Source organism: Vibrio sp. Vb0937 (assembly GCF_033338855.1).
Window position 1 is genome coordinate 18,542 of sequence record NZ_JAWOTK010000003.1, and the last position, 25,291, is coordinate 43,832.

At 44.9% G+C, this 25,291-nt stretch carries 20 protein-coding genes; 13 read left to right on the forward strand and 7 right to left on the reverse strand.

Annotated features, from left to right (window positions below):
* Positions 1 to 10 precede the first annotated feature (10 nt).
* Entirely contained in the window at positions 11 to 2,317 is a 2,307-nt protein-coding gene (locus tag R7P67_RS06990) for a zinc/cadmium/mercury/lead-transporting ATPase (RefSeq protein WP_262652536.1), read from the forward strand.
* 314 nt (positions 2,318 to 2,631) lie between these two features.
* A complete protein-coding gene (udp, locus tag R7P67_RS06995; RefSeq protein ID WP_005378479.1) occupies positions 2,632 to 3,390 on the forward strand; it encodes a uridine phosphorylase in 759 nt (252 codons plus the stop codon).
* 157 nt (positions 3,391 to 3,547) lie between these two features.
* Here udp and R7P67_RS07000 read toward each other — a convergent pair whose 3' ends face one another.
* Positions 3,548 to 4,708: a DUF1887 family protein gene (locus R7P67_RS07000; RefSeq protein WP_005378476.1), complete on the reverse strand. Its 1,161-nt coding sequence runs from the start codon at positions 4,706 to 4,708 to the stop codon at positions 3,548 to 3,550.
* Positions 4,709 to 4,871: 163 nt separating this feature from the next.
* A complete protein-coding gene (locus R7P67_RS07005) occupies positions 4,872 to 6,863 on the reverse strand; it encodes a methyl-accepting chemotaxis protein (RefSeq protein WP_262652535.1) in 1,992 nt (663 codons plus the stop codon).
* Between the two features lie 269 nt (positions 6,864 to 7,132).
* Here R7P67_RS07005 and hinT point away from each other — a divergent pair, with 269 nt between their 5' ends.
* From hinT to R7P67_RS07040, 7 genes are all read left to right on the forward strand, one after another.
* Positions 7,133 to 7,483 (forward strand): purine nucleoside phosphoramidase, encoded by a 351-nt coding sequence (gene hinT, locus R7P67_RS07010; protein WP_262652534.1) that lies wholly within the window; start codon positions 7,133 to 7,135, stop codon positions 7,481 to 7,483.
* A gap of 69 nt (positions 7,484 to 7,552) precedes the next feature.
* Positions 7,553 to 8,950, forward strand: a complete 1,398-nt coding sequence (locus R7P67_RS07015; RefSeq protein ID WP_025766940.1) for a COG3014 family protein — start codon at positions 7,553 to 7,555, stop codon at positions 8,948 to 8,950.
* The gene (locus R7P67_RS07020; RefSeq protein WP_005378469.1) at positions 8,950 to 9,342 is read left to right on the forward strand and encodes a YcfL family protein; all 393 of its coding nucleotides are present in this window, start codon (positions 8,950 to 8,952) and stop codon (positions 9,340 to 9,342) included. Before R7P67_RS07015 ends, R7P67_RS07020 begins: the two co-directional genes overlap by 1 nt.
* Before the next feature lie 66 nt (positions 9,343 to 9,408).
* Positions 9,409 to 9,999, forward strand: a complete 591-nt coding sequence (gene lpoB, locus R7P67_RS07025; protein ID WP_005378467.1) for a penicillin-binding protein activator LpoB — start codon at positions 9,409 to 9,411, stop codon at positions 9,997 to 9,999.
* A gap of 24 nt (positions 10,000 to 10,023) precedes the next feature.
* Positions 10,024 to 10,905 (forward strand): thiamine kinase, encoded by an 882-nt coding sequence (gene thiK / locus R7P67_RS07030; protein WP_213870119.1) that lies wholly within the window; start codon positions 10,024 to 10,026, stop codon positions 10,903 to 10,905.
* A gap of 75 nt (positions 10,906 to 10,980) precedes the next feature.
* Positions 10,981 to 11,523: an alpha/beta hydrolase YcfP gene (ycfP, locus tag R7P67_RS07035; RefSeq protein ID WP_258658692.1), complete on the forward strand. Its 543-nt coding sequence runs from the start codon at positions 10,981 to 10,983 to the stop codon at positions 11,521 to 11,523.
* 533 nt (positions 11,524 to 12,056) lie between these two features.
* The gene (locus R7P67_RS07040; protein WP_005378463.1) at positions 12,057 to 13,346 is read left to right on the forward strand and encodes an NAD(P)/FAD-dependent oxidoreductase; all 1,290 of its coding nucleotides are present in this window, start codon (positions 12,057 to 12,059) and stop codon (positions 13,344 to 13,346) included.
* A gap of 76 nt (positions 13,347 to 13,422) precedes the next feature.
* Here the strand turns inward: R7P67_RS07040 and R7P67_RS07045 are convergent, their stop codons facing one another.
* From R7P67_RS07045 to R7P67_RS07060, 4 genes are all read right to left on the reverse strand, one after another.
* Entirely contained in the window at positions 13,423 to 13,971 is a 549-nt protein-coding gene (locus R7P67_RS07045; protein ID WP_005387823.1) for a GNAT family N-acetyltransferase, read from the reverse strand.
* A gap of 160 nt (positions 13,972 to 14,131) precedes the next feature.
* Positions 14,132 to 14,899 (reverse strand): peptidoglycan binding protein CsiV, encoded by a 768-nt coding sequence (locus tag R7P67_RS07050; RefSeq protein ID WP_021707672.1) that lies wholly within the window; start codon positions 14,897 to 14,899, stop codon positions 14,132 to 14,134.
* 7 nt (positions 14,900 to 14,906) lie between these two features.
* Positions 14,907 to 18,368 (reverse strand): transcription-repair coupling factor, encoded by a 3,462-nt coding sequence (gene mfd, locus R7P67_RS07055; protein WP_262652533.1) that lies wholly within the window; start codon positions 18,366 to 18,368, stop codon positions 14,907 to 14,909.
* A 5-nt stretch (positions 18,369 to 18,373) separates the two neighbouring features.
* A complete protein-coding gene (locus tag R7P67_RS07060) occupies positions 18,374 to 18,943 on the reverse strand; it encodes a hypothetical protein (protein ID WP_017634743.1) in 570 nt (189 codons plus the stop codon).
* Positions 18,944 to 19,192: 249 nt separating this feature from the next.
* Here R7P67_RS07060 and lolC point away from each other — a divergent pair, with 249 nt between their 5' ends.
* From lolC to lolE, 3 genes are read left to right on the forward strand one after another with little or no spacing between them, the layout of a single operon-like run.
* Positions 19,193 to 20,401: a lipoprotein-releasing ABC transporter permease subunit LolC gene (gene lolC, locus R7P67_RS07065; RefSeq protein ID WP_175413435.1), complete on the forward strand. Its 1,209-nt coding sequence runs from the start codon at positions 19,193 to 19,195 to the stop codon at positions 20,399 to 20,401.
* Entirely contained in the window at positions 20,394 to 21,101 is a 708-nt protein-coding gene (gene lolD, locus R7P67_RS07070) for a lipoprotein-releasing ABC transporter ATP-binding protein LolD (protein WP_054700735.1), read from the forward strand. The genes lolC and lolD overlap by 8 nt, the downstream gene beginning before the upstream one ends.
* Before the next feature lie 2 nt (positions 21,102 to 21,103).
* On the forward strand, positions 21,104 to 22,348 hold the full coding sequence (lolE, locus tag R7P67_RS07075; protein ID WP_033905042.1) for a lipoprotein-releasing ABC transporter permease subunit LolE: 1,245 nt from the start codon (positions 21,104 to 21,106) through the stop codon (positions 22,346 to 22,348).
* Between the two features lie 148 nt (positions 22,349 to 22,496).
* Here the strand turns inward: lolE and R7P67_RS07080 are convergent, their stop codons facing one another.
* Positions 22,497 to 23,006 (reverse strand): DUF2062 domain-containing protein, encoded by a 510-nt coding sequence (locus tag R7P67_RS07080; RefSeq protein ID WP_005387834.1) that lies wholly within the window; start codon positions 23,004 to 23,006, stop codon positions 22,497 to 22,499.
* 8 nt (positions 23,007 to 23,014) lie between these two features.
* Between R7P67_RS07080 and R7P67_RS07085 the strand changes: the two genes are divergently transcribed.
* Entirely contained in the window at positions 23,015 to 25,270 is a 2,256-nt protein-coding gene (locus tag R7P67_RS07085; protein ID WP_262652531.1) for a DNA internalization-related competence protein ComEC/Rec2, read from the forward strand.
* Positions 25,271 to 25,291 lie beyond the last annotated feature (21 nt).

Sequence of the window (25,291 nt, forward strand, 5' to 3'; positions counted from 1 at the left end):
GGAAAAAATTATGTGTACAAAACATCAAGGTTGCCAATCTAGCAAAATCAAAACTGCGGTGCCGCTTGGTGCAAGCGAGTCATGCTGTGCGCTAGTAAAATCTTCGCTCAATATCTCTCAGGCCAGTGTTGATGTTTCTGAAAGCTCTTGCTGTAGTGGAGGAGGCTGCAGCGTTGACACAGGCGAGGAAGACGATCCCACAAGGGAGAGTAATTCCTCCGTTCGGAACGCTTGGCTTGTGTCAGGTATGGATTGCCCATCTTGTGCGCAAAAGCTTGAGAAAGCCATTACGTCTTTACAAGGCGTCAGCCAAGCCAAGGTTTTGTTTGCAACAGAAAAACTGGTCGTCGATTTTGATGGTCTAGAGCTGATAGCTACGATAGAGCAGACAGCCCAAAAAACGGGTTTCCCGCTCTCTTCACTTGATGCTCCAAAACCAAGCACTACAAAGAAAGGCTGGCTTGGCGTCATAAGAGACAACATTCAAATTCTCTCGATTGCTGGTGCAATGGCTACTGCGGCAGTAATTTCTAAGATCGACCCTCAAATAAGCGCTTGGTTATTCACTTTGACGTGTTTACTTGGTTTATACCCAATCGCGCTCAAAGCATTTAAGTTGGCGCGTAGCGGTACGCCTTTTGCGATTGAAACGTTAATGAGTGTAGCGGCGCTCGGCGCTTTATATTTAGGTGAAACCGCCGAAGCCGCAATGGTGTTATTGCTTTTCCTTATTGGTGAAAAGTTAGAAGCATATGCATCATCTCGCGCGCGAAGCGGTGTCCAGGCGTTAATGGACTTAGTCCCAGAAAATTCAATTTTAATTATTGATGGAGAGCGTAAAGAAGTACCAGCTGCTCAGCTTAAACCAGGGGATATCATAGAAGTCGCACCCGGAGGTCGTTTGCCTGCCGACGGTGTTTTGCAAGATGCGCTTGCGAGTTTTGACGAAAGTGCGTTAACGGGAGAATCTGTTCCCGTTGAACATCAAACCGGTGGCAAAGTGATGGCCGGGGCTGTGGTTGTCGATAAAGTGGTTCGCTTACAGGTGACTTCCCGTCAGGGCGAGAATGCGATAGACCGAATTCTTCATTTGATTGAAGAAGCCGAGTCTCGTAAGGCACCATTAGAACGCTTTCTTGATAAATTTAGCCGTTGGTATACGCCGCTAATGATGCTGGTGTCTCTGATGGTTATCGTTACGCCGCCATTACTATTTGCCCAACCGTGGGAAACGTGGATCTATCGAGGACTCGCCCTTCTGTTGATTGCTTGTCCATGTGCATTAGTAATTTCAACGCCGGCGGCGATCACTTCTGGCTTGGCGGCAGCTGCTAAGCGGGGCGCATTGATCAAAGGTGGTGCGGCGCTTGAGTTGCTTGGCAAGGTTGAGTCTGTCGCATTTGATAAAACTGGGACACTGACGCAAGGTAAACCAGAAGTGACTGACGTCTTTGCTTTTGATATGGATGAAGACAAGTTACTTAGCCTAACTGCGTCAATCGAGGTTGGTTCAAGTCATCCTCTAGCGGTTTCTTTAGTTACCAAAGTGCAAGAGCAGGGGCTTACTATTCCTGAAGCGTTGGATAAAACCGCGCAAGTAGGCTCTGGTGTCACTGGTTACGTCGATGGAAAAATGGTCCAAGTGGTCACGCCTTCAAAGGCAGACTTTCCACTTTCTCAGGAAGCCAAAGAGCAAGTGGTTACGTTGGAACAACAAGGTAAAACGGTTGTCATTGTTCGTTACGATGACGAGGTCATTGGCGTGATCGCATGGCAAGATACATTGCGCTCAGATGCCCAGCAAGCCATCGCAATGTTGAAGGAACTTGGGGTCACGTCGGTGATGCTAACGGGTGACAACCCGAGAAGTGCAGAAGCAATGGCAAATAGAATAGGCTTGGATTATAAAGCGAGTTTGTTACCTGCAGACAAGGTGCATTACGTCGAGAAACTATCACAACAACATACCGTTGCGATGGTGGGAGACGGTATCAATGATGCTCCAGCCATGAAAGCTTCGAGCATTGGTATTGCGATGGGAGGCGGTACGGATGTTGCGCTCGAGACTGCTGATGCGGCGTTAACACACAACCGGTTGATTGAGCTACCTGCCATGATAGAACTGTCGCGTGCGACGCTAAGTAACATTCGTCAGAATGTCGCGTTAGCGCTAGGTTTGAAAGGTGTATTCTTAGTGACAAGTTTACTTGGGGTTACTGGGTTGTGGGTTGCAGTATTAGCTGACAGTGGTGCAACAGCACTGGTGACATTGAATGCGTTGAGATTACTTCGTTTTGAGTCCAAACAGATCAAATAACTGACCTAACCAATGATCCCACTCATTAATAGCCCGAGGCATTCGTGTATCGGGCTTTTTTTAACCGTATTCACCTGATGCGATCAGACGTTTTTCTCGTCCTTGAAATCACGCATTGCTATGCAACAAAATGATTTAACGCTCCTTAAAGTGTGATCAATACCAGTTTTGTTTGAAATTTCATTTTCATTACATTTTGTCATTGTGATTGTGATCACTCTATGTTGGTGAAAGGTTCGCTACAGTGCATCTGTACCCAATAACTGATTAATGAGCTTATTGTTCATAAAATAAGCCACAATAAGGAGCGACTTATGTCTCAAGCTGTATTCCATTTAGGTGTTACTGAAGCTGATCTTAATGGTGCGACTCTAGCGATCATTCCTGGTGACCCAGCGCGTGTTCAAAAAATCGCAGAACAAATGGAAAATCCAGTATTTCTAGCAAGCCATCGTGAATACACGCTATACCGTGCAGAGCTAGACGGTAAACCTGTTGTGGTTTGTTCTACAGGTATTGGTGGTCCTTCTACCTCTATCGCAGTAGAGGAATTGGCACAGCTTGGTGTTCGTACTTTCCTACGTGTTGGTACAACGGGTGCAATTCAACCGCATGTAAACGTGGGTGACATGATCGTAACGACGGGGTCAGTTCGTCTTGACGGTGCGAGCCTACACTTTGCTCCTATGGAATTCCCAGCAGTTGCTGACTTTGAAGTAGCAACCGCAATGAAAGCAGCGGTAGAAGAGTCTGGCGCTACAGTTCACATGGGTGTGACTGCATCAAGCGACACGTTCTACCCTGGTCAAGAACGTTACGATACGTTCTCTGGTCGTGTTGTTAAGCGTTTCCAAGGCTCTATGCAAGAATGGCAAGACATGGGCGTACTTAACTTCGAGATGGAGTCTGCAACACTGCTAACAATGTGTGCGAGCTCTGGTTTAAAAGCGGGTTGTGTGGCAGGTGTTATCATCAACCGTACACAAAAAGAGATTCCAGATCATTCAACTCTGAAAGAAACGGAAGCGCGTTCAATTAAAGTGGTTGTAGAAGCAGCGCGTAAAATGCTTTAAGCCCCTATAGTTGGCATTTAAACAAACAGAAAAAACCAGAGGCTAACCTCTGGTTTTTTTCTAGTTATAGAAATGCGTACAGCTAAAATTTAGGTATAAAAAAAGCAGCATTAATGCTGCTTTTTATCGTTGTGAATTTTAGCTTTTCTTAATGGCACTATATCTCGTCTGAACCGCCCGCGTCTTTAAACCAAGCAGTTAAGTGCGTTCTTAAATCTTTAAGCTCATCAGGGCCAATCAGGGCTAGCCCTAAGTCTTCAGCACGAGTAATGTCATTGTGACGAAGAGGACGGAAGCTCACCAACATTGCGCGCGCTTGTAAGCCACCTAATAGATCGCGAAGCGATTCTAACTTATATAAAGTATCGTCGCCGTCATCTCTCATGCCTTTGGTTTTGCACTCGATGATGTGCAGCTTGTTGTTTACAACTGTTGCGACATCTAACTCATTGCGTACTTCACTTTCACCAAGTTTGCGATAAACCTGAACATTTAACGATCGATCTTGGATCGTCGGCATGGTGTCTTGGATTTGCTTCACGGTGCTGTGAACCAAAGTTTCTAACCACTCACCGTTTGAAAAGCGTCGAGCATCTTCATCTGCAAACGTTAAAACGCCATTCTCATAGGTGGCGATTTCTGCTTCTACTAAATCTGAAAGCAACATGTTGAGCTCACGGTAGCCCTGCTGTTTTTCGGAGAGCTCGACATCAAGCTTTTGTTCTTTGCGGCATGTGGTTGCAAGGTAGTTAAGTGTTGCTAGACCTGGCCCAAGTTCAAGCGCATTTGAGGCCCATCGTTCACCAAGTTCATACAATTTTTTATCAAGAAGAGGTGGTAAATCAACGTGGTGAAACTCGCCGCGTGCACCAAAGATAGTGAGGTAATCTGCAATCGTAATGTGATCTTCGACTTGGGTATCTTCTTTGCCATCAGGGTATAACCAACAAAGCTTATCGCTACTAGGCTCAACCACAAAAATTGGCCAGCGATAGGTACGGAAAACTTCGTACACCGACAACAAGCGATGACGAAGACCACAGCTCGCGTTCAATTTTACATCTTCGCCGCGTTCATGGAGGTCTTTTGCCAGTTTTTGAATTGCTTGTTTGATCAGAGATGTATTAACAGCGGATGGAATTTCAAAAAATTCAGAAGTAATTTCTCGTTGATCTAAAACGGCACTCAGTCGGTCAAATATATCTAACTGGCTCTTGTCTCCGATGAAGACGATATGTGTGCTTAGCGTACGATTATCTAATAGAGGAGTGACCAATCTCACTGGGTCTTGGTCGATAATACCAACATGAACAGCCATAGATTTTCCTTTTTATGAGGCCGCTCGAAAAGAGTTGTGCAAGGGGATGAGCTGGCCTTATTAATCATATGTAGACATTGCCGACAAAAAACAAGGGCGACTTAACAAAAAGTCGCCCTTATACAGTTGATTGCACTAATTAATGCTTTAAGTTATAAAGTATTTATAACTTAAAGCGGTGGACCAATTCATTTTGCTGATGAGCCAAGTGGGTCAGTGATTCACTGGTTTGTGCGATACTCGACATGGCTTGGAAACTTTCATCGGCGATGTTGTTAATATCTTCAATGCTGCGAGCAATGTCTGTTGATGTTTCACTTTGCTCTGCTGCTGCTTGTGAAATGTGCGTACTCATTTGGCTGATCTCAATGATTAGCGACTGGATCTCTTCCATTGAGCTGTTCGCTTTTGACGCTTGCTCAACCGACATCTCCATATCGCTCATACAGCTTTGTATGACTTGGTTTGCCGATTGTGAGCTAGATTGCAGATTACTGATCATAGATTCAATTTCAGTGGTTGATTGAGTCGTTCTTGATGCGAGTACTCGTACTTCATCTGCCACTACCGCGAAGCCGCGACCTTGTTCACCAGCGCGAGCCGCTTCAATTGCCGCGTTCAATGCCAGTAGGTTGGTTTGCTCCGCAATGTTGCGGATCACATCAAGGATAGATCCAATTTGACCACTCATCTTTTGTAGCTCAGAAACTGCGGAAACCGATTCGTTCAAACGTGTTTCTAGTTGATTAATGGTTGAGATGTTACTGCTCATAACATTTCTACCTTCTTCAGAGGCAGATTCGACGCGTTGCACCATTTCTAACGAGCCTTGCGCACTTTGCGCGACTTCCTGCACTGAATGAGACATTTCTGTCATCGCGGTAGCGACGTTTGCTGTTTGTTCGCGTTGAGAGCTCAATTTAATTTGTGCTTGCGAAGAGGTGCGTTCGTTGGTTGTCGCGGTTGACGATAGGTTTTCTGACGCTTCGTTGAGTTTCACCAAGATCTCGTGAAGGTTGTCGGCGAGTGAGTTAATGTGTCCACTCACACGGCTGAATTCGTTGTTATAGCGAATATCGATACGCTGTGTCATATCACCTTCAGTCAGGCCTTCTAACACTTTTAGAATACGAGTCAACGGTTCGCGAACGCTTTGTGCGATGTGGTAGCCAATCGCTGTCGCGAGTAAAACGACAATAACACCAATGATGATGGCTTTCGTTACACCCGCTGAATATATGTCACCTGCATCTGCCAATGATTCATTGAGCTTATCTGTTGCGGTTGTCGTGAACTGCTCAAGAATCGCCATGGTTGAATCCACTTTATTTGCTAGGTTGGCGATATTGTTATACAAAGCGGCGCGAGCATTGAGGTAATTATTATGTTGGTCTAACACACCGCCACGCATACCAACGTCGCGAGTAAATTGCTCTACAGATTCGCCAAATGCTTTTTCTAGCTCAGGAAGTTGAGTCACCAACCCGCGGAATGCGTAATTCAAGTGCGTTACTGCTTTGCGGTTTTTAGCTACGGCTTGCGTAACAAACTCAGGATTGGAACTGGCGAGGGCATCAGAGGTAATTACTTCGGCATCTTTTAACTTGATAAAGTAGCTCTTTGCCATGACTTTGACAGAAATGCTGGTTTGATCTGCCACATATTCTTTAAGACCAACCGAAAGTTCGGTATTCAGTTTTTGGAAGCGGCGTGAGGATTTTTGCACTTCTTCTTGAGCCGCAAACATTGCTTCGTAGTTGTCCATGGCCTCTAGAGCTTCTGTAAAATAGCTCTGCTCTAACGTTTTTAACTGTGAAAACGGTTCGGCAAGAGAAGGGTAGATTTGGCTTGCGGTTTTCAGTTGAGCCAATGTGGATTCGAAGCGTTGTTGAGATCTAGCAAATTCCTGACGCATTTCATCCATGCGTTGTTTATTCTCTGTCGTCAGGAAGTCTTTAAATGATTTGTCGGCAGAAAGCAGCTCAACACTGGTTTGATTAGATAACGATACCAACGGTAGGGATGATTTAGAAACCGTGCCAAATTTTCCGTGAATATCACTCATTCCTCCCATCATAATGGCAATTGTGACGGCAAATAGGATGATGATCAGTGCAAAGCCGGCATACATCCTTTTAATAACTGAACCTCGCATAAGTGAGCTTCCTCTCCCAAAAATAGACAAGCTACCCAAGCATTTTTGAGTTTACTTGGGTATAAAAATAATAATTGTCTTAAAAAAGTAACAAAATTCATTGGATTGTATTCAGTTTGTGACGCGCATTTTATGACGCACACGACAAAAAAAGCTTCGTTAATTAGCATTTGATTAATAATGTTAAGTGAACACTGTTTTTATTGAGCTCCGCTTTTGGTTGGCGCATACTAACTGGGGTCTAATTACGTTTATAAAATGGAGTCCTCATGGCGGAAGAAACGATCTTTAGTAAAATTATTCGCAAGGAAATCCCTGCCGATATCCTTTATCAAGATGATTTGGTGACTGCGTTTCGCGACATTAACCCTCGCACACCAAGCCATATTCTCATTATTCCGAATAAACTGATCCCAACAACGAATGATGTAGAAGCTGAAGATGAAGCAATGATGGGGCGTTTGTTCACTGTTGCTAGAAAGTTAGCGAAAGACGAAGGTATTGCTGAAGACGGCTATCGCCTGATCGTTAATTGTAATCCACATGGTGGCCAAGAGGTTTACCATATTCACATGCACCTACTAGGCGGCCGCCCTCTAGGTCCAATGGTATTGAGCTAAGCTTTTAAAAGTGGGTGGCGATTCACCCACTTCTTTTTCCTGTCGAATGACACATTTGTGGAGATAAATGTGAAACTAGGTGTAAAGCTGTTAGGGCTGATGAGCTGGGCTTTAATGGCCTCTGGCTGCGCGAATTTATCTGCGGGCAATCTGTTTAGTCATTACAGCAACCAGAATCAAGAAGTTTATCAAGCCGTTGTTGCAGGGGAATATGCCAAAGCAAAACAACTTCAATCAAGTGAAGTGGGTGGCGAGATACTTGGCAATTTTGAAAAAGGTCGCATCTCTTTTCTTGCTGAAGATTACCCAACAAGTTTGAATGCGCTAGAAAGCAGCGATCGTGCCGTACGTGTTCAACAAGATCGAGCGACGATATCTGTGTCAGACACGGCAACGAGCGTCGGCTCTCTCGCAGTGAACGACAATCTCCAAGACTATCATCCCGCCGATTACGAACTTGGCTTTTTGCACCTGTATCTAGGACTAAATTACTTACAGAAAAACGATTTAGAAGGAGCACTAGTTGAAGTGCGTCGAGCTAATCAAGTTCAGGAAGCGGCAAGAAAGGCGCGTGAAAAAGAGCTAAAAGCAGCAGAGAAAGACCTTAACAAGCAAGGCATGTCTGCCAATTTAGGCAGTGTGTTAGCGAACTACCCTGATGCTGGTAAAAAACTAAGCGCGGTACAAAATGGTTATCTGTTCTATCTTTCTGGCTTGTTATATGAAGCGTCGCGAGACTTAAACAGTGCTTATGTTGATTACCGACGAGCACTCGCTGTAATGCCAGACAACAAGCAAGTTGTGGAAAGCACCTTATACGCTGCTAAGAAGCTGGGCATGCGTGAAGACTTGCGCATGCTAGAGAAGCGGTATGGTAAAGCACCTTCTGGATTAACTCAGTCACAAGGGCGAGTCATCGTTATTGATGAGCAGGGTGTTGTTGAGGCGATGAAAGGGTGGCGTATTGATTTACCAATTTACGACAGTCGCGATAATGGCGCGATTTATTCGTTGGCGCTTCCTTATTATCAGAACCGAGGTGCTCAACGTTTTAGCGATGTTGTTTTAAATGGTCAGGTATTGCCTTCCAGTACGCTGACTGATGTTAATGCGATGGCGCAAAACGATCTTAATGAACGTCTTACTACAATAGTGATCCGTCAAGCTCTTCGTGTTTGGGCAAAAGATCGAATCCGAAAAGAGGCGGCGAAAAAAGGCGATGATGTGGGCAACATACTTTTCAATGTATGGAACACATTGACCGAACAGCCAGATACGAGAAGTTGGCAAACATTGCCAGCGCAAGTGAAAACGGCTTCAAAAATCGTGAAACCGGGAACACAAAGTTTAAACTTGGGTGATCAAACCTATCAGTTTGAAGTGCCTGCACAGCAGACTACATTGGTATGGGTATCTCGTCAGGGAGCACACTCAACCGTGTGGCATAAACAGCTAGGGAGACTGTAATGAAAGCATGGCTTGTTTGTTTAGCAATGGCTATTGGTTTAGTTGGATGCGCCGAAAACACGGCTGGTATTCGAATTGATGGCCAAACGCAAAAAGTATTTTTTAATGATAACGTTTTAGGTAGTCGCTTATTAGTTGACAACATCACCACCACTTACGTTGATGATCGCCCACGAGGAGTCGTGCAGCTGAGTAGCAATTACAAAGGTGATCAGCACATTCTTTACCGATTTTATTGGTATGACAACAATGGTTTAGAAGTGAATACCAAACCTGGTCCGTGGCGAAAAATGATTGTGCGAGGATTTGAGCAAGTCACGTTATCTGAAGTTACTGTGAATCCAAATGGCACAAAATTCCGTGTGCAAATTAGAGAAGCACAAGACGATTAATCTTAACGGCTCTGCCGAAGCTGCCGCGCTAACGATGCGCTGGTATTGAAAAACTAAGGAACTCTCATGAAAAAAAGTATTATTGCTCTTTTAGGTCTTGCCGTCATTTTAGGTGGCTGTTCTAACAAAGTCTCTTACGGCGATGCGCAAGCAACAGAAACCACGACTATCGATTTTGGCTCAACAGATTTACAAAAAATCGCGGCTGAAATGGTGGATAGCATGATGATGTCGGGCTCTGTAGCAGCAATTACTCGTGACCAACGTCCTATCGTTTTTGTTGAGCGAATTAAGAACAAAACCAGTGAACATATTGACACTGAATCCATTACTGACACGATCTCTACTAAGATGTTGAACTCAGGTAAGTTCCGCTTTGTTGATATGGATCGTGTTGAGTCTGTGCGTGAACAACTTAACTTCCAAAACACGGATGAGCTTGTTAACCAAAGCACAGCGATCCAATTTGGTAAAATGGTTGGTGCTCAATACATGCTTTACGGCAACCTATCTAGCATTGTGAAAAATGCAGGTAGCGATAAAGATGTATACTACAAGATGACCATGCGCCTAATGGACCTAGAAACAGGTTTGATTGAGTGGGCGGATGAAACTGAAATTCGTAAAGCGCAATCTAAGAGCCTATTCGGTCTTTAATCGAACAGGGTGGAGAAGTCATCAATGGCATGGTTTTCTTGGCAACAAGCAAAACAGTTAGATCCGAGTCTTAACGCTCTCGATGGCTTCTTTACGGAGCCTCCGGTAAAAGTACAAACTGTTACCGGGGGGCTAACCAACCGCTGTTGGCGGTTGGAATCTTCTCAAGGCCTTGCATACATCTGGCGACCGACCAGTCATGTCTGCAAGGCTTTTTCAATTTCTCGTCACAGTGAATATCAAGTGCTGAATGCAGTCTCTTCATTGGAAATTGGCCCCAAGCCAGTTTTTATTCATGAGCAAGGGTTGCTGGTGGAATGGATAGAAGGAGAGGCACTGACGGAGTCAGGCTTAGCACTAAGCAATTTATTATCCATTGCGGCGAAGATTCATCAATATCCGATAAGCGCAATTCCTTTGGTTCCATTTTCATATATTTCTCGCATCGATCATTATTGGCTTGAGCTTGATGGTCAGTATGTGGGGACGGAGTTTGATGCTTTGTACATGAAATGGCGCACGGAACCGAACGTTGAACTTGTTCCGCTTGCCCTATGTCACTTCGATCTGGGGTGTTATAACCTAGTGCGAGGGGAGAGTGGGGTGAAAGTCATTGATTGGGAGTATGCCGGGATTGCTGACCCTAGGCTAGATTTGACCTTAACTATTCAGGTCGCGAATGCGCCTGTGGAAGAAGCGGTAAAGCAGTATTGCCAAATTCGAGGTATCGAAGATGTGTCTCTTTGGCTGAGAGGTGTACACGCTTGGCAACCAAGAACCTTGGTGATGGCGATGCTCTGGTATCTACTTGCCTATAAATTGTGGGGAGATGAACAATACTTAAACAGTGCGTATGAGTTGAAAGGCTCATTGTGTATGGAAGATCACTGTTTTGAGAACTCGTGATATTTTCCCCTTTAACAGTAAGGAAATAGTGGTAGTTTTAATAAAAGTACCAGATACACACAGGGAGAGGTACACATGATTATTTACTTACACGGCTTTGACAGTACAAGCCCGGGTAACCACGAAAAAGTTCTTCAACTGCAATTTATCGACGACGACGTTCGTTTTATCAATTACAGCACCCTTCACCCAAAGCACGACATGCAACACTTGTTAAAAGAAGTGTCTAAAGTTATCGATCAATCTGATGACCCAAACCCGTTAATCTGTGGGGTAGGTTTAGGTGGTTACTGGTCTGAGCGAATTGGTTTTCTATGCGGTATCAAGCAAGTGATGTTCAACCCGAACTTGCACCCAGAAAAAACGATGGCTGGTCGAATCGATCGCCCAGAAGAGTACGAAGATATCGCAACAAAATGTGTTGATCAGTTCCGAGCGAAAAATCAAGCGCACTGCTTAGTGATTCTCTCTAAAGATGATGAAGTGCATGACAATTCGAAAACGGCAGCTGAGCTAGAAAAACACTATCAAATCATTTGGGATGAAACTCAGTCTCATAAGTTCAAAAAAATCTCTCATCATTTACAAGCGATAAAGGTATTTAAAAATACTTATTAATGTTGAGTGTAGACAGTAAAGCGGCGTTTTTATCGGCTGCTTTGCTGCGATTCCTTCTCTTGAGTATGCCGAGCCACTGTCTCTTTGAAAGGCACATTTTCTTGGTTTAACGCTTTGAATATTGTGTTCTCCTTACCGTTTTCTTACTTCCCTCCTATGTAGCACGAACACCTTGTTGTAGAGTAGTCGAAAAGTAGTCAATCCGTACTCGTTACACGGATTTTGGTTGCCTTCAAAGTTGGTCTCTATATAATGAACCGGACTAAAATAATTTGATAAATATCAAAAAAAATTGAGAGCGAGTAATAAACTTGCCCAAAAAATTCTGGCGTCGTATGCGTACCAGATAAACATGCCAAACCCTGACAAGTCATTGATAGATAAAGAATCAAGGTGAGTGGCAGTTTTTTAATCCAAGTAATTGAGACACCTCTAAGAACCAAGAATTCATCGGTTGGATGGATGCCACAAATGTTTGTGAGTCATGCATCGAGCTGAACCCCATATATTCATTTTTGTAGAGGAAAATCATTGTGACACGCATTATCGTTGTAGGCGGCGGTGCAGGTGGTCTTGAGTTGGCAACTAAGCTTGGTCGAACTCTAGGTCGCAAAAACCGTGCGCAAATTACGCTAGTCGATCGAAAAGCGAGCCACTTGTGGAAGCCATTATTGCATGAGGTTGCTACAGGTTCTTTGGACGAAGGAGTAGATGCACTGAGCTATCGAGCTCATGCCAAAAACCACAGCTTCGACTTCCAAATGGGTAGTCTTCAAGACATAGACCGTGAACGTAAAGTGATCATCTTAAGTGAGCTTAAAGACGAACACGGTGAACTTCTTATGCCAAGCCGTGAGCTAGAGTACGACATTCTAGTGATGGCAATTGGCTCGACATCAAACGACTTCAACACGCCTGGCGTTCGTGAAAACTGTATTTTCCTAGACAGCCCTGAGCAAGCACACCGTTTCCGTACAGAAATGAACAACGAGTTCCTAAAGCTGCACGCGAAAAACGGTAACGGTACGGTCGATATTGCTATTGTTGGTGCTGGTGCAACTGGCGTTGAACTATCAGCTGAGTTACATAATGCTGTTAAAGAGCTGCGCACTTATGGCTTCGGTGATCTTGATTCTAGCAAGTTGAACGTCAATCTGATTGAAGCAGGTGAGCGTATTTTACCAGCGTTACCTCCACGTATTTCTTCTGCTGCTCATCAAGAGTTGGTGAAGTTGGGCGTAAACGTGCGCACCGCCACTATGGTGACTAAAGCTGAAAAAGATGGCCTTACTACAAAAGATGGTGAGAAGATCCCAGCTCAAATCATGGTTTGGGCTGCAGGTATCAAAGCTCCAGACTTTATTAAAGATATCGCTGGCTTAGAAACGAACCGTATCAATCAGCTTGTAGTGAAAAACACACTACAGACAACACGAGATGATGACATCTTTGTTATTGGTGACTTAGCACAATGTACCCAGTCTGACGGTTCGTTCGTGCCGCCACGCGCTCAAGCTGCACACCAAATGGCAAGCCAGGCATTTAGTAACATCGTCGCTAAGATCAACGGGCGCGAGTTGAAAGACTACGTATATAAAGATCACGGTTCATTAGTGTCTCTAAGTCGCTTCTCAACCGTTGGTAGTCTGATGGGGAACCTAACTAAAGGGTCGATGATGGTAGAAGGCCGTATTGCTCGTGTCGTTTACATCTCGTTGTATCGCATGCACCTAATGGCGTTGCACGGTGTATTCAAAACCGGTCTGATGATGCTCGTCGGCCGCATTAATCGCGTGCTGCGTCCAAACCTTAAGCTGCACTAAGGTTTTAAATCCACTCTGTGTGGATGTGTTGTATCTTAAAAAATGCAGAAGCCACCGCAAGTCGGTGGCTTTTTGTTTATGTTAGATCTGTCGGTAAAAGTGAGAACACAACGCCATCTTTAGGCTTACCCTGAAAAATAAACCGGTTTCTGGCGATGGCTTCTTTTTGTGCACCGACGGACTCAATTAAGGCTTGGCTAGCTTCGTTGTCGGGGTCACAAACAATCTCTAGTCGAGTTAAACTTAGCTTTGCGAAGCAGAATTCTGCTAAGGCTTTAACGGCTTCTTGGGCATAGCCTTGCCGTTGATAGCGGTCGGCAACCCAGTAACCAATACTCGCCATATTAAACGTATGATATAACTCATTAACCGCTGCCATTCCAACCAAAGTGTTACTTTGCCGCTCATAGATACCGAAACCAAAAGCCTCAGTTTTGACCCAGTTAAGACGGGTTGCCAACAGAAAGTCCTGCGCGGTTTTCAATGTGACGTTTTTATCACACCAGTCAAGCCATTGGTGCAGCGAAGGGGATTCTGCAAGTAATCGTTGTAGTGAATGTGCTTCTTCAGCAGGGATGAGCTTGAGCGCTAAGCGGGGCGCAATGATTTCAAAGTCTGGACTCATGAACTAATACGACTTCCATGTTGAGTGTAAGTAAATTGAAAGCTGTCTATTTATACTTGAACGCAGCTATTTTCCTTGCTCTGCGTTGGTTAGGAATAACTGAGGTATAGCAGATAAAAACAAAGCGCAGCTTTGCTGCGCTTTGTCGAACTGCTCGTGCTTATCGAACCCGACGAACTTGAATGATCATACCCATCAACGGGTTATCTAGGTAATGAGTCTCGCTGCTACGCATACGACGTTTTTGATCCATTCGATAACTCTTCAGGAATTTCTCTTCGGTTACTGTCGGCGATATTTCTGCCAAGTTACCGACTTGGACGTTACCATCTACTTCACCTAAGTCATCCGCCAATTGCTCTGTTGAGGTTGGTTCAAAACGCACCTCTCTAACACTTGGTTCGCGCAGATCTAGTGTTGTTTCGGCGAAGAGGTAATGCTGTACGTATATTTGGAATCGACCATCTAGTTCATATAAAGGGCCATTGACCGTCTCTTCACTGTAACCGTCGCTGGAAAATGTTTGATTGCCATTGATTGGGCGGCCATCTGCTTGATAAGAATCAGAGAAATCTCGCCCGCCAACGATGCGGAAAATTGGGGCGCTAGATTTACCTCGGTCACCTTGACGCCAGGCTACGTGTTTAAGCACTTTAAAGCCGGCATGATTATTTAGTGCCGCTTCTTGCGCGTTGAGACGGAAAGAAGAACTTGGCAAAAGTGTCACGCCTTTAGAGCGGCGGTAGGATTCACTCTCTAGGCTACCGACATTTTCCATATCGATTTTTGGCAGTTGATTCGGCCAAGATTCTGTTGTGCTTTCAGCGTCGACTGCTCGCTTGAAAATGATCACTTCAATATCAAATTGGCGCTGTGCCCAAGAGGGCATTGAGACACATAGAAGCAATAACGGGATCAGTATTCTCATTCGACTATTAGCTCGTTGGTAATAAATTCTGTTTAAAATCATTCAGTAAGTCTTGAACAAACTGAATGCGTTTACGTCGGTCCACCAATGGTACGCTAAACTTGAACTTAGTTGGACCTTCCATTGCAAATTTTTGCGGCTGTGATTGCAGCAGTTTAACTAAATACGCTGGATTTATGTCAGCATCAGGGTAAAACTCGATAAATCCACCTTTATCATGGGCTTCTATCTTTTTCGCTTTTAAACTACCAGCCGAAATTTTCAATTCTGAGACGGCAAGTAAGTTCTTTGTTGCGTCTGGAAGCAAACCAAAGCGATCAATCAGTTCCACTTTTAGCTCTGATAGTTCATCACTGCTTGTGACACTCGCAATGCGTTTGTACATCGACAGTCGTGTGTTTACATCCGGAATGTAATCATCTGGTAAGAGCGCTGGGATTCGCATTTCCACTTCAGTTTGCTCACGAAGCAGCTCATCCAAAGATGGCTCCTTGCCTTCTTTTAATGCTTGCACTGCTTGTTCCAGCATTTCCATATAAAGTGTAAAACCAACGGATTGAATTTGCCCACTTTGCTCATCACCAAGCAGCTCACCAGCACCACGGATTTCTAAATCGTGGGTTGCTAACGTAAAGCCAGCACCTAAGTCTTCCAGTGAAGCAATCGCATCAAGACGCTTGATGGCATCTTTGGTCATGGCTTTTGGATGTGGCGTTAATAAGTAAGCATAGGCTTGATGGTGCGAACGTCCAACACGGCCACGTAATTGATGCAACTGCGCCAAGCCAAGATTGTCCGCACGATCCATGATTATGGTATTCGCCGTTGGTACGTCGATACCGGTTTCGATGATGGTTGTACACACCAACACATTAAAGCGCTGATGGTAGAAGTCATTCATGATTCGCTCAAGTTCGCGCTCGCGCATTTGACCATGAGCCACGGTAATACGTGCCTCTGGGATGAGTTTCTGTAAGTCTTCTGCCGTTTTTTCAATGGTTTCAACCTGATTGTGCAGGAAGTAAACCTGACCACCACGCATAATTTCACGCAGTACCGCTTCACGGACCACTGGCTCTTCTTTTTGTCGAACAAAGGTTTTAATGGCTAAACGGCGTGCAGGAGGTGTCGCGATGATCGACAGGTCTCGCATGCCACTCATTGCCATATTCAGTGTGCGTGGAATTGGTGTTGCGGTGAGGGTAAGAATGTCCACATCCGCACGCATTGCTTTGACCTTTTCTTTTTGACGAACCCCAAAGCGGTGTTCCTCATCAACGATCAACAAACCTAAATCTTTGAATTTAATGTCGCTCGAAAGCAGCTTATGCGTACCAACGACAATATCGACTTTACCATCGGCAACGTCTTGCAAAATGACTTTTTGTTCTTTGGCAGATTTAAAACGAGACAGTACTTCAACTCGGATTGGTAAGTTGGCAAAACGGTCACGGAAGTTTTCGAAATGCTGCTGAGCAAGCAAGGTTGTTGGTACGAGTACGGCGACCTGTTTACTATTATCCGTTGCGACAAATGCTGCGCGCATAGCGACTTCCGTTTTACCAAAGCCCACGTCACCACACACTAAGCGATCCATCGCTTTTGCCTGGCACATGTCTGACAATACGGCATTGATGGCCATCGCTTGGTCATCTGTTTCTTCAAACGGGAATGTTGCTTTAAATGTTGCGTATTGCCCACGATCTAGCTCAAATTTGAAGCCAGGTTTTAATTCTCGTTTAGCATACACATCCAGCAATTCTGCTGCGACATCACGCACTTTTTCTGCCGCTTTACGACGTGCTTTTGCCCACGCTTCACCACCTAATTTATGCAGTGGCGCACTCTCTTCAGCGCCGCCAGAATAACGGCTGATAAGATTCAGTGATGAAACTGGCACGTAGAGCTTGGCATCGTTTTGATACTCAAGGGTGACGTATTCCGTTTTCATGCCACCGGCTTCAAGTGTTTGTAAACCGATGTAGCGGCCAATACCGTGATCAATATGAACCACAGGTTGACCGGGTTTTAGTTCCGCAAGATGGCGAATAACGGTGTCACTGTTGACGGCTTTTTTATCTTTGCGGCGTCGCTGGAGAACACGGTCACCGAGTAGATCACTTTCACAGACCAGAGCGAAGTTCAGCTCTTCGTGAATGAAACCATGCTCTGCTGCGCCTAAGATCAAGCTGAATCGATCACCCGAGTCTAGAGCTTGGTAAAGTGAGCCATGTACGACCGGCCGAACTTTGATGCCTTGCAACAGCTCCGTTAGTGCTTCACGACGACCTTCTGACTCTACCGAGAAAACGATTTTTCCGCTGAATCGCTCACTAAACTGACGAAGGCGCGAGAGCGGCTCTTTATTTTGTTGCTGAACGCCAAGCTCGGCTAACGATTGTACGGGTAGGTTTTGACGACCGGCACGCTTAACCACTTTATCTAGGCTCAATTGAGCGATAGGGAGCTGTTTTAGTTGACTGAAAAGTTCGTCTTTTTTCAACCAAAGCTGTTCAGGAGTCAAAAGAGGACGCAGCGGATCAACTTTTTTCTGGTCGTATCGATATTCGACATCGGTTAAGAAAGTATCGACCGCAGATTCGATATCACCATATGTGATGACTTGAGAGTCTTCTGGCAAATATTCAAATAAAGTCTCGGTATGGTCAAAAAACAGCGGCTGCCAATACTCAATACCAGCGGGCCACGTGCCTTTGGTCACTTGCATGTAGATTGATTCAGGCTCGCGGCGTGCGTCGAACTGGGTGCGCCAACGTGTACGGAAATCTTCAATCGCTTCTTTAGTGGTTGGGAACTCATGTGCAGGCAGCAATTGGATTTGCTGAATATCGTCGATAGAGCGTTGGTTCTCTGGATCAAACGTGCGAATGGTATCTATTTCATCATCAAAGAAGTCGATGCGGTACGGGTCATTGCTGCCCATAGGAAAGAGATCCAGAATAGACCCACGACTTGCATATTCACCTGGCCCAAATACTTGATCTACATGGCGGTAGCCTGAATTTTCAAGTTGTACACGTAACTTCTCTAGCGAGATTCGATCACCAGTTTTCACCATTAAAGTGTGTTGCAACAAAAAATCACGTGGCGATTGGCGTTGCAATACTGTACTGACCGGGACGATGGTTATGCCATCACGTTGACTTGGCAGTTGGTATAGGCGTGCGATACGTTCAGAGATGATTTCTTGATGCGGAGAAAAGTTATCGTAAGGCAGCGTTTCCCAGTCGGGGAATAGGCTTACCGTTTGGTCGGTGAATTGCTCAATCTCTGCCTGAAGCTTTAAAGCGATTTGCGGGTCAGGCACAACGAGTAGCGAGTGACTCGAATGCTGCTTGGCTAGCTCTGCAATGGCTAGAGGTAGAGCTGCGCCCGGCAAATTACCTAGCTGTTTTTTGTCGCCACGCTCTGAAGGGTTGGTGACGGAAAGAATCGTTGCTTTTGTCATAGGAATTATTTTTTATCTCGCTCCATCGAGCGCTGACGTAAAAGTTTTTGTTGTTGATACAGTGCCGCCTTTATCAGTAAATCTTGATCAGATTCTCGGAGCATCTTGTATCTAAGCGTGATAATGAAATCTTGCTCTGAAGCATCACATTCTTCTACTTGAGCGTAACAGTAAATCGCCGCAGCAGGGTGATCGAGGAACAGTTTAACACGAACGAGTTGTTGAGTAGTTAACGCTGTATCTGAGCGGAAACTGAGTTGACTAGCACCAAACTGCGTCGTTTGATAGCGAATGGAGGCGTCATCTTGTTGTGAAAGCATAAAGCTCAACAAGAGGTTAAGTTTCGCGTTTTGCGTATCAAGCAAGTTGATCACATGCTTTAACTCTTTGTTTTTCAGCTCTAGACGCGCGTTGTCTGCCAACATATCTAAGTGACTAAATTCACTGGCGACAATAAATGGTGCTGGAATTTCGGAGGCAAATGTTTCTTCATCTGGCAAAGCAAAGTCCGCACTCAACGTTTCGACGTTGATGGTGAGGTTATGATGGACGGTAAAGTATTCTTGCTCTGTCATATAGTCGATCCTTTTGCCAGTGAGCGCTCCTTGCTCACTCAACAAACAAAGAGAAATAGGGCACTGATTATCGCTAACTGAATGAAGTTATCAAGTTTAGCCGATTTGTCCTTGAACTTTTTGCCCTAAATACAGACTTATTGCATGTCGTTGACAAATTTAGCGATTCTCTTGTCTTCTTAATGAGAAGAGTAAGGTAAGATAATCCGCTAAAGCTTTATATCAAAACAACCAGTTGGTTTGTCTTATATGTATCATCCTATCTCATTGTTTATTGGCTTAAGGTATCTTCGGGGACGCTCTGGAGATAGGTTCAGCCGATTTGTTTCTTATATGTCGACGGCGGGTATTACGATCGGTGTAATGGCGTTGGTGACGGCTCTTTCTGTGATGAACGGGTTTGAATCGCAGTTAAAAGAACGCATTTTAGGTGTGCTACCTCATGCCGTTGTTTCGCAACACGATGGAAAAACGCCTATGACCGAGTCTGCCCCTCCATTTGTTCAAGCGATGTCGAGTGAATCCGAGCCGGAACCTATCGTTAGAGGAGAGGCTGTTATTCAGAGTTCTGCACAGCTGACGGCTGGTTACCTCATCGGTATTGAACCTAAGAAAGGCGATCCGATTAGCAACCATTTGATTGCCGGACGATTATCGTCACTTCAAGCAGGTGACTACAATGTATTTTTGGGTCACAGTTTGGCACGTTCACTAAAGGTCTCAATCGGGGATAAAGTACGCTTGATGGTGACCAACGCGACGCAGTTTACCCCACTTGGTCGTATTCCTAGCCAGCGAAACTTCACTGTCTCAGGCATTTTCAATACGGGATCGGACGTTGATGGTCAATTAATGATTGTGAACATGACGGATGCATCTAAGCTGATGCGTTTCCCTAAATACACGGTTTCTGGTTGGCGTGTCTTTTTCTCTGACCCATTTATGGTGACGGATTTTGCTGACCAACCCATGCCTGATGGATGGGAATGGAGTGATTGGCGCGAACAGCGTGGTGAGCTTTTCCAAGCGGTGAAAATGGAAAAGAACATGATGGGACTTATGCTAGGTCTAATTGTGGGTGTCGCTGCATTCAATATTATCTCCGCTTTGATCATGGTGGTAATGGAGAAACAATCAGAAGTCGCAATATTGAAAACTCAAGGCATGACTCAATCTCAAGTGATGACCATTTTCATGGTGCAAGGTGCAAGCAGTGGTGTAATTGGCGCGATTGTTGGTGGCGCTGCGGGCGTGATCTTGTCACTTAATCTAAATGCGATTCTTGAATCTGCTGGTGTGGCGCTATTCAGCTTTGGTGGTCATCTACCCATCTTGATTGATTCAATGCAAATTCTTTTAGTGGTGGTGTTGGCGATTGCTCTTAGCCTTGCTGCTACGCTTTATCCTTCTTATCGAGCATCTTCTGTTAAACCTGCTGAGGCACTTCGCTATGAATAAGCTATTAGAATGTCGTGATATTCGTAAAGTCTACCGAGAGGGTTCGTTAGATACGGAAGTGTTGAAAGGCGTAAGTTTCGATATCGACAAAGGGGAGTTGGTTTCTATTGTTGGCTCTTCTGGTTCGGGAAAAAGTACCTTATTGCATATTTTAGGTGCGTTAGATGACGCAACTCATGGTGAAGTTGATTTTCTAGGGCAAAACTTATCAGCTTTGAGCTCGAACAAACAGGCGGCATTACGCAACAAGCACCTTGGTTTTGTATACCAGTTTCATCACTTATTGGCTGACTTTACTGCGCTTGAAAATGTGGCGATGCCACTGATGATTGGCGGTGCTAAAGTAGCGGATGCAAAACAGGCGGCTAAAGCGCTGTTAGATAAAGTTGGTTTGAATCATCGGATGCAACATAGACCCTCCGAGTTATCGGGCGGTGAGCGTCAGCGTGTTGCGATTGCGCGTGCATTGGTGAATAAACCTGATCTGGTCTTGGCTGATGAACCTACGGGGAACTTAGATCACAATACGGCACTGTCTATCTATGATTTGATGCGCGAGCTCAATAAAGAGTCAAACATTGCATTTTTGGTTGTCACGCATGACAAAGAGCTGGCAGCAAAAATGGATCGTCAAATGCACATGCAAGATGGTTTGCTCGTAGATCGTTTTGTGACTGATACAGCATCTGCGGAGGGCTAGTTTTGTTTACCTCTTTAGCTTTGATGATTGGTGGTCGCTTCAGTCGAGCGAAAAAGCGCAACAAGATGGTGTCTTTCATATCGCTTTCTTCGACCATTGGTATTGCGGTTGGCGTTGCTGTGATCATTATCGGTTTGTCTGCAATGAATGGCTTTGAGCGCGAGCTGCAATCGCGTGTGTTGTCTGTGATTCCACACGGCGAGTTAGAAGGTGTTAATGGACCACTTCAGGACTACACCAAAACGATGAATCAAGCTCTAAAACATGAACATGTTGTTGCGGCAGCACCGTACGTTCGTTTTACGGGCTTGGCAGAAAAAGGCAGTAAGCTAAAAGCGATAGAAGTTCGTGGTGTAGAGCCTACTTTCGAGCAAGCGGTGTCGAGCTTATCGAATTTTATTGACCAAGCAGCTTGGCAAAACTTTTATGCCGGTCAGCAGCAAGTGATCTTAGGCCGAGGTGTAGCAAACGAGCTAAATGTCGCCGTGGGGGATTATGTTACGTTAATGATTCCGCAAACAGGCGGCGCAAATAAAGTGCAGGCTCCTAAGCGTGTGCGCGTGAAGGTGTCAGGGTTCTTAACGTTGAATGGCCAAATCGACCACTCTCTAGCGTTAGTACCATTAGCTGATGCGCAGCAATACGCGAGGTTAGGGGAAGGGGTCACAGGCATTTCACTAAAAACTGACGATGTTCTCAATGCGCCTTCTATTGTTCGCGAGGTTGGTAGCATGGTTGATGTTTACGTGTATTTGAAAAGCTGGCAGCAAAAGTTTGGTTTTTTGTATCGCGATATTCAGCTCGTGCGCACCATTATGTACTTGGTGATGGTACTGGTGATTGGCGTGGCATGTTTTAATATTGTGTCTACGTTGATGATGGCAGTGAAAGACCGAGCGGCGGAAATTGCAATTTTGCGAACAATGGGAGCAAAAGATAGCCTAATCAAACGGATCTTTGTTTGGCAAGGTGTATTCTCTGGTGTATTTGGCAGTCTCGTCGGCAGTGTTATCGGTGTCTTAGTGGCGTTAAACCTGACTCCGTTAATTAAAGGGTTAGAGAGCTTAATTGGTCATCAGTTTTTATCGGGTGATATTTACTTCGTCGACTTCTTACCATCACAACTACACTGGCCAGATGTGGCATTGGTGTCAGTGACGGCGATAGTGCTTAGTTTACTTGCGACGTGGTATCCTGCTTCGCGTGCCGCAAGGTTGAATCCGGCGGCTGTACTGAGTTCTAAATAGCTGATTGTTTTACAGTATGCGAAAAACAAAAAGGACCGAATTCGGTCCTTTTTTGTATTTATCCGACTTGAGTAACATCGCGTTTCATTCTAACTGTTAGATGCCCCTCAACTGATAGCTCAAATGCTGATTTTTACGCAGTAAGGTCTTATCTTATTTTGCGTTTTTGCCAGCTCCGTACCACTGAGTAGCGCCAAAGCCCTCGAATTCCGAAGTAGCCAATAATCGCGGATACAACCCCACAAATTGCGCAGCCCAATAGAAATGGAGGTCCAATGGTGCTCATTTGCTGCATGATGAATTCCCACGATAGTTCAAAGTGAAAAGGTTGCGGGGGAAGACGCATCACTAGAGCACCTAGCTTGTACGCAAAGTAAAATAGCACAGGCATAGTGATAGGATTGCTGATCCATACCAAAGCGACGGAGAGGGGCAGATTGACACCCAACATAATGGCCAAACCAGCGGCCATGATCATTTGGCTCGGCAGCGGAACAAAAGCCATAAATAACCCGACAGCAAAAGCCCCTGATGCCGAGCGGCGGTTTAAGCACCACAAGTTTGGGTTGTACAACACATTGCCGAAGACCTTCAATGCTTTTTGGCGTTTGATCAATTCATGATCTGGCATGAAGCGTTTTATCAGCTTTCTAGGCATAGGACAGCATGACTCTCTCAGAAAAAAGTTGGACCTTGGCGTTATTTGTAGCGAGCGTAATCTCGTCAGCTTGGTGGCCGACAATACCAGATTGGCGTTGGTTGCTGCTGGGAATAATAACCACTGGCTCAATAATCAAATTACGTCGTGGCTTAATTAGCATAGGCGCAATTGCGGGCTTTATGGTTGTCATCGTCCACGGCAATGTATTGGAGTCTCAGAGACAAGCCCTTTTTCAAGCAGGGGAGAATATTACCATAATTGGTAAAGTTGACAGCCCTTTTACGCAAATAAGTCACGGTTATGAAGGTATTGTCGCGATAGAAGCGGTAAATTCTCAAACTCTGTTACCTTTTCTTAAACCTAAAATCCGTCTTATTACGCCTTTTCCACTCGATGTTAACAGTGAGTTTACGACATCCATCTCGTTAAAGCCGATTACAGGTCTACGCAACGAAGCTGGCTTTGATGCTGAAAAGCACGCGATGGGTAAAAATATTATCGCCCAAGCGGTTGTTAACAAAGATGCTAAGTGGATTGTTCGTTCTAATGTATCTCTGCGTCAATCCATTATTGCCGATGTCGCTGATGATGTGTCTTCCCTTCATCATTTCTCGTTAATAAGTGCGTTAGTTTTTGCTGACCGTTCTTGGTTGTCTAAGGAAGATTGGCAAGCGCTCAGGGACAGTGGTTTACTGCATTTGGTCTCCATTTCTGGTTTACATATTGGTATGGCGTTTACTTTTGGGCTAGTCGTGGGCGGTACCGTTCGTTATCTATTACCCCAATACCAGTTGTTACCTAGCTTATATGGGCTGATCTTCGCTGTTGCCTACGCTTGGTTAGCGGATTTCTCTCTGCCTACTACGCGAGCAGTGTCGGTATGCGTTGTTTACGTTCTCCTGAAGTATACTCTGGTGCACTGGACTTCTTGGCGAGTTCTTTTGCTTGCAGTATCTCTACAACTGCTTGTCCAACCTTTTGCATCCTACAGTATGAGCTTTTGGTTATCATACCTCTCCGTTTGTGCGGTATTGTTCGCAATTAATTTGATTCGACATCAAAGGGGAGGTTGGAAAGCGCGATTAAAAGCGTTATTGCTTACTCAATTGATGTTGAGCGCTTTAATCGTACCTGTTAGTGGCCATTTCTTCTCCGGTTTTAGTTTGTCCTCAATAGCCTACAACTTGGTATTTATTCCTTGGTTCGGATTTATCGTTGTACCTTTGATGTTTCTAGCCCTGTTCTCATCTTTGTTTCTTGAAATGATAGCGAAGCCTCTGTGGCATTTGGTGGACTGGTCATTACAGCCATTGAGCACGTCAATACAGTACGCAATAGGTTCTTGGCAACCTATTAGCATGGAAATGACAATGCTGGTTATGGCGATAGTGGTTTGCTTAATATTTCAACGGTTCATGTCTCAGTACGCGTGGTATTTGTTACTCGGCATCGTTATTAGTATCAAGCTTGCATCGGAGTATGAACCGCATTGGCGTATCGATGTATTAGATGTAGGTCATGGCCTTGCAGTGGTTGTAGAAAAAGACGACAAGGTGTTGCTGTATGACACTGGTAAAGCATGGCAAAGCGGCAGTATCGCAGAGCAGGTCGTCACTCCGGTTTTGCATCAACGAGGTTATGAAAGCATAGGTACACTGATTCTAAGCCATTCCGATAATGATCACGCAGGCGGCCGCTTTTTCATTGAAGATGCCTTTTCTCCACAACGTAAACTTAGTAGTCAATTCTTTATCGAATATGAGCCTTGCACTAGAGGCGACCAATGGAAATGGCAAGGATTAAACATGGAAGTGCTCTGGCCTCCTGCACTTGTTCAACGTGCGTATAATCCGCACTCCTGTGTATTACGACTTACTGACCCTATTTCTAACTTTAGTATGCTTTTTACTGGTGATATTGAGGCCATTAGCGAGTGGATTTTGCTTAGAGAACCCGGAAAGTTACAAAGCGATGTGATGCTAGTCCCTCATCACGGGAGCAAAAGTTCATCGAATCCTCGATTTATCGAGGCGGTGAGCCCGAGTGTGGCGGTTGCTTCTTTAGCAAAAAACAATCGATGGGGAATGCCAGCGGAAAATGTCGTTGCTTCATACCGAAAGCTTGGCATTACTTGGCTTGATACTGGTGAGGGTGGTCAGGTAAGCTTCTTTATTCACCGTGATAATTGGCGCTCAGAAACCAAACGTAGCGATACATTTGAGCCTTGGTATAGGCAGATGCTGCGTAAGGGAGTAGAATGAGAGTCTTAATGTAAGAAAATA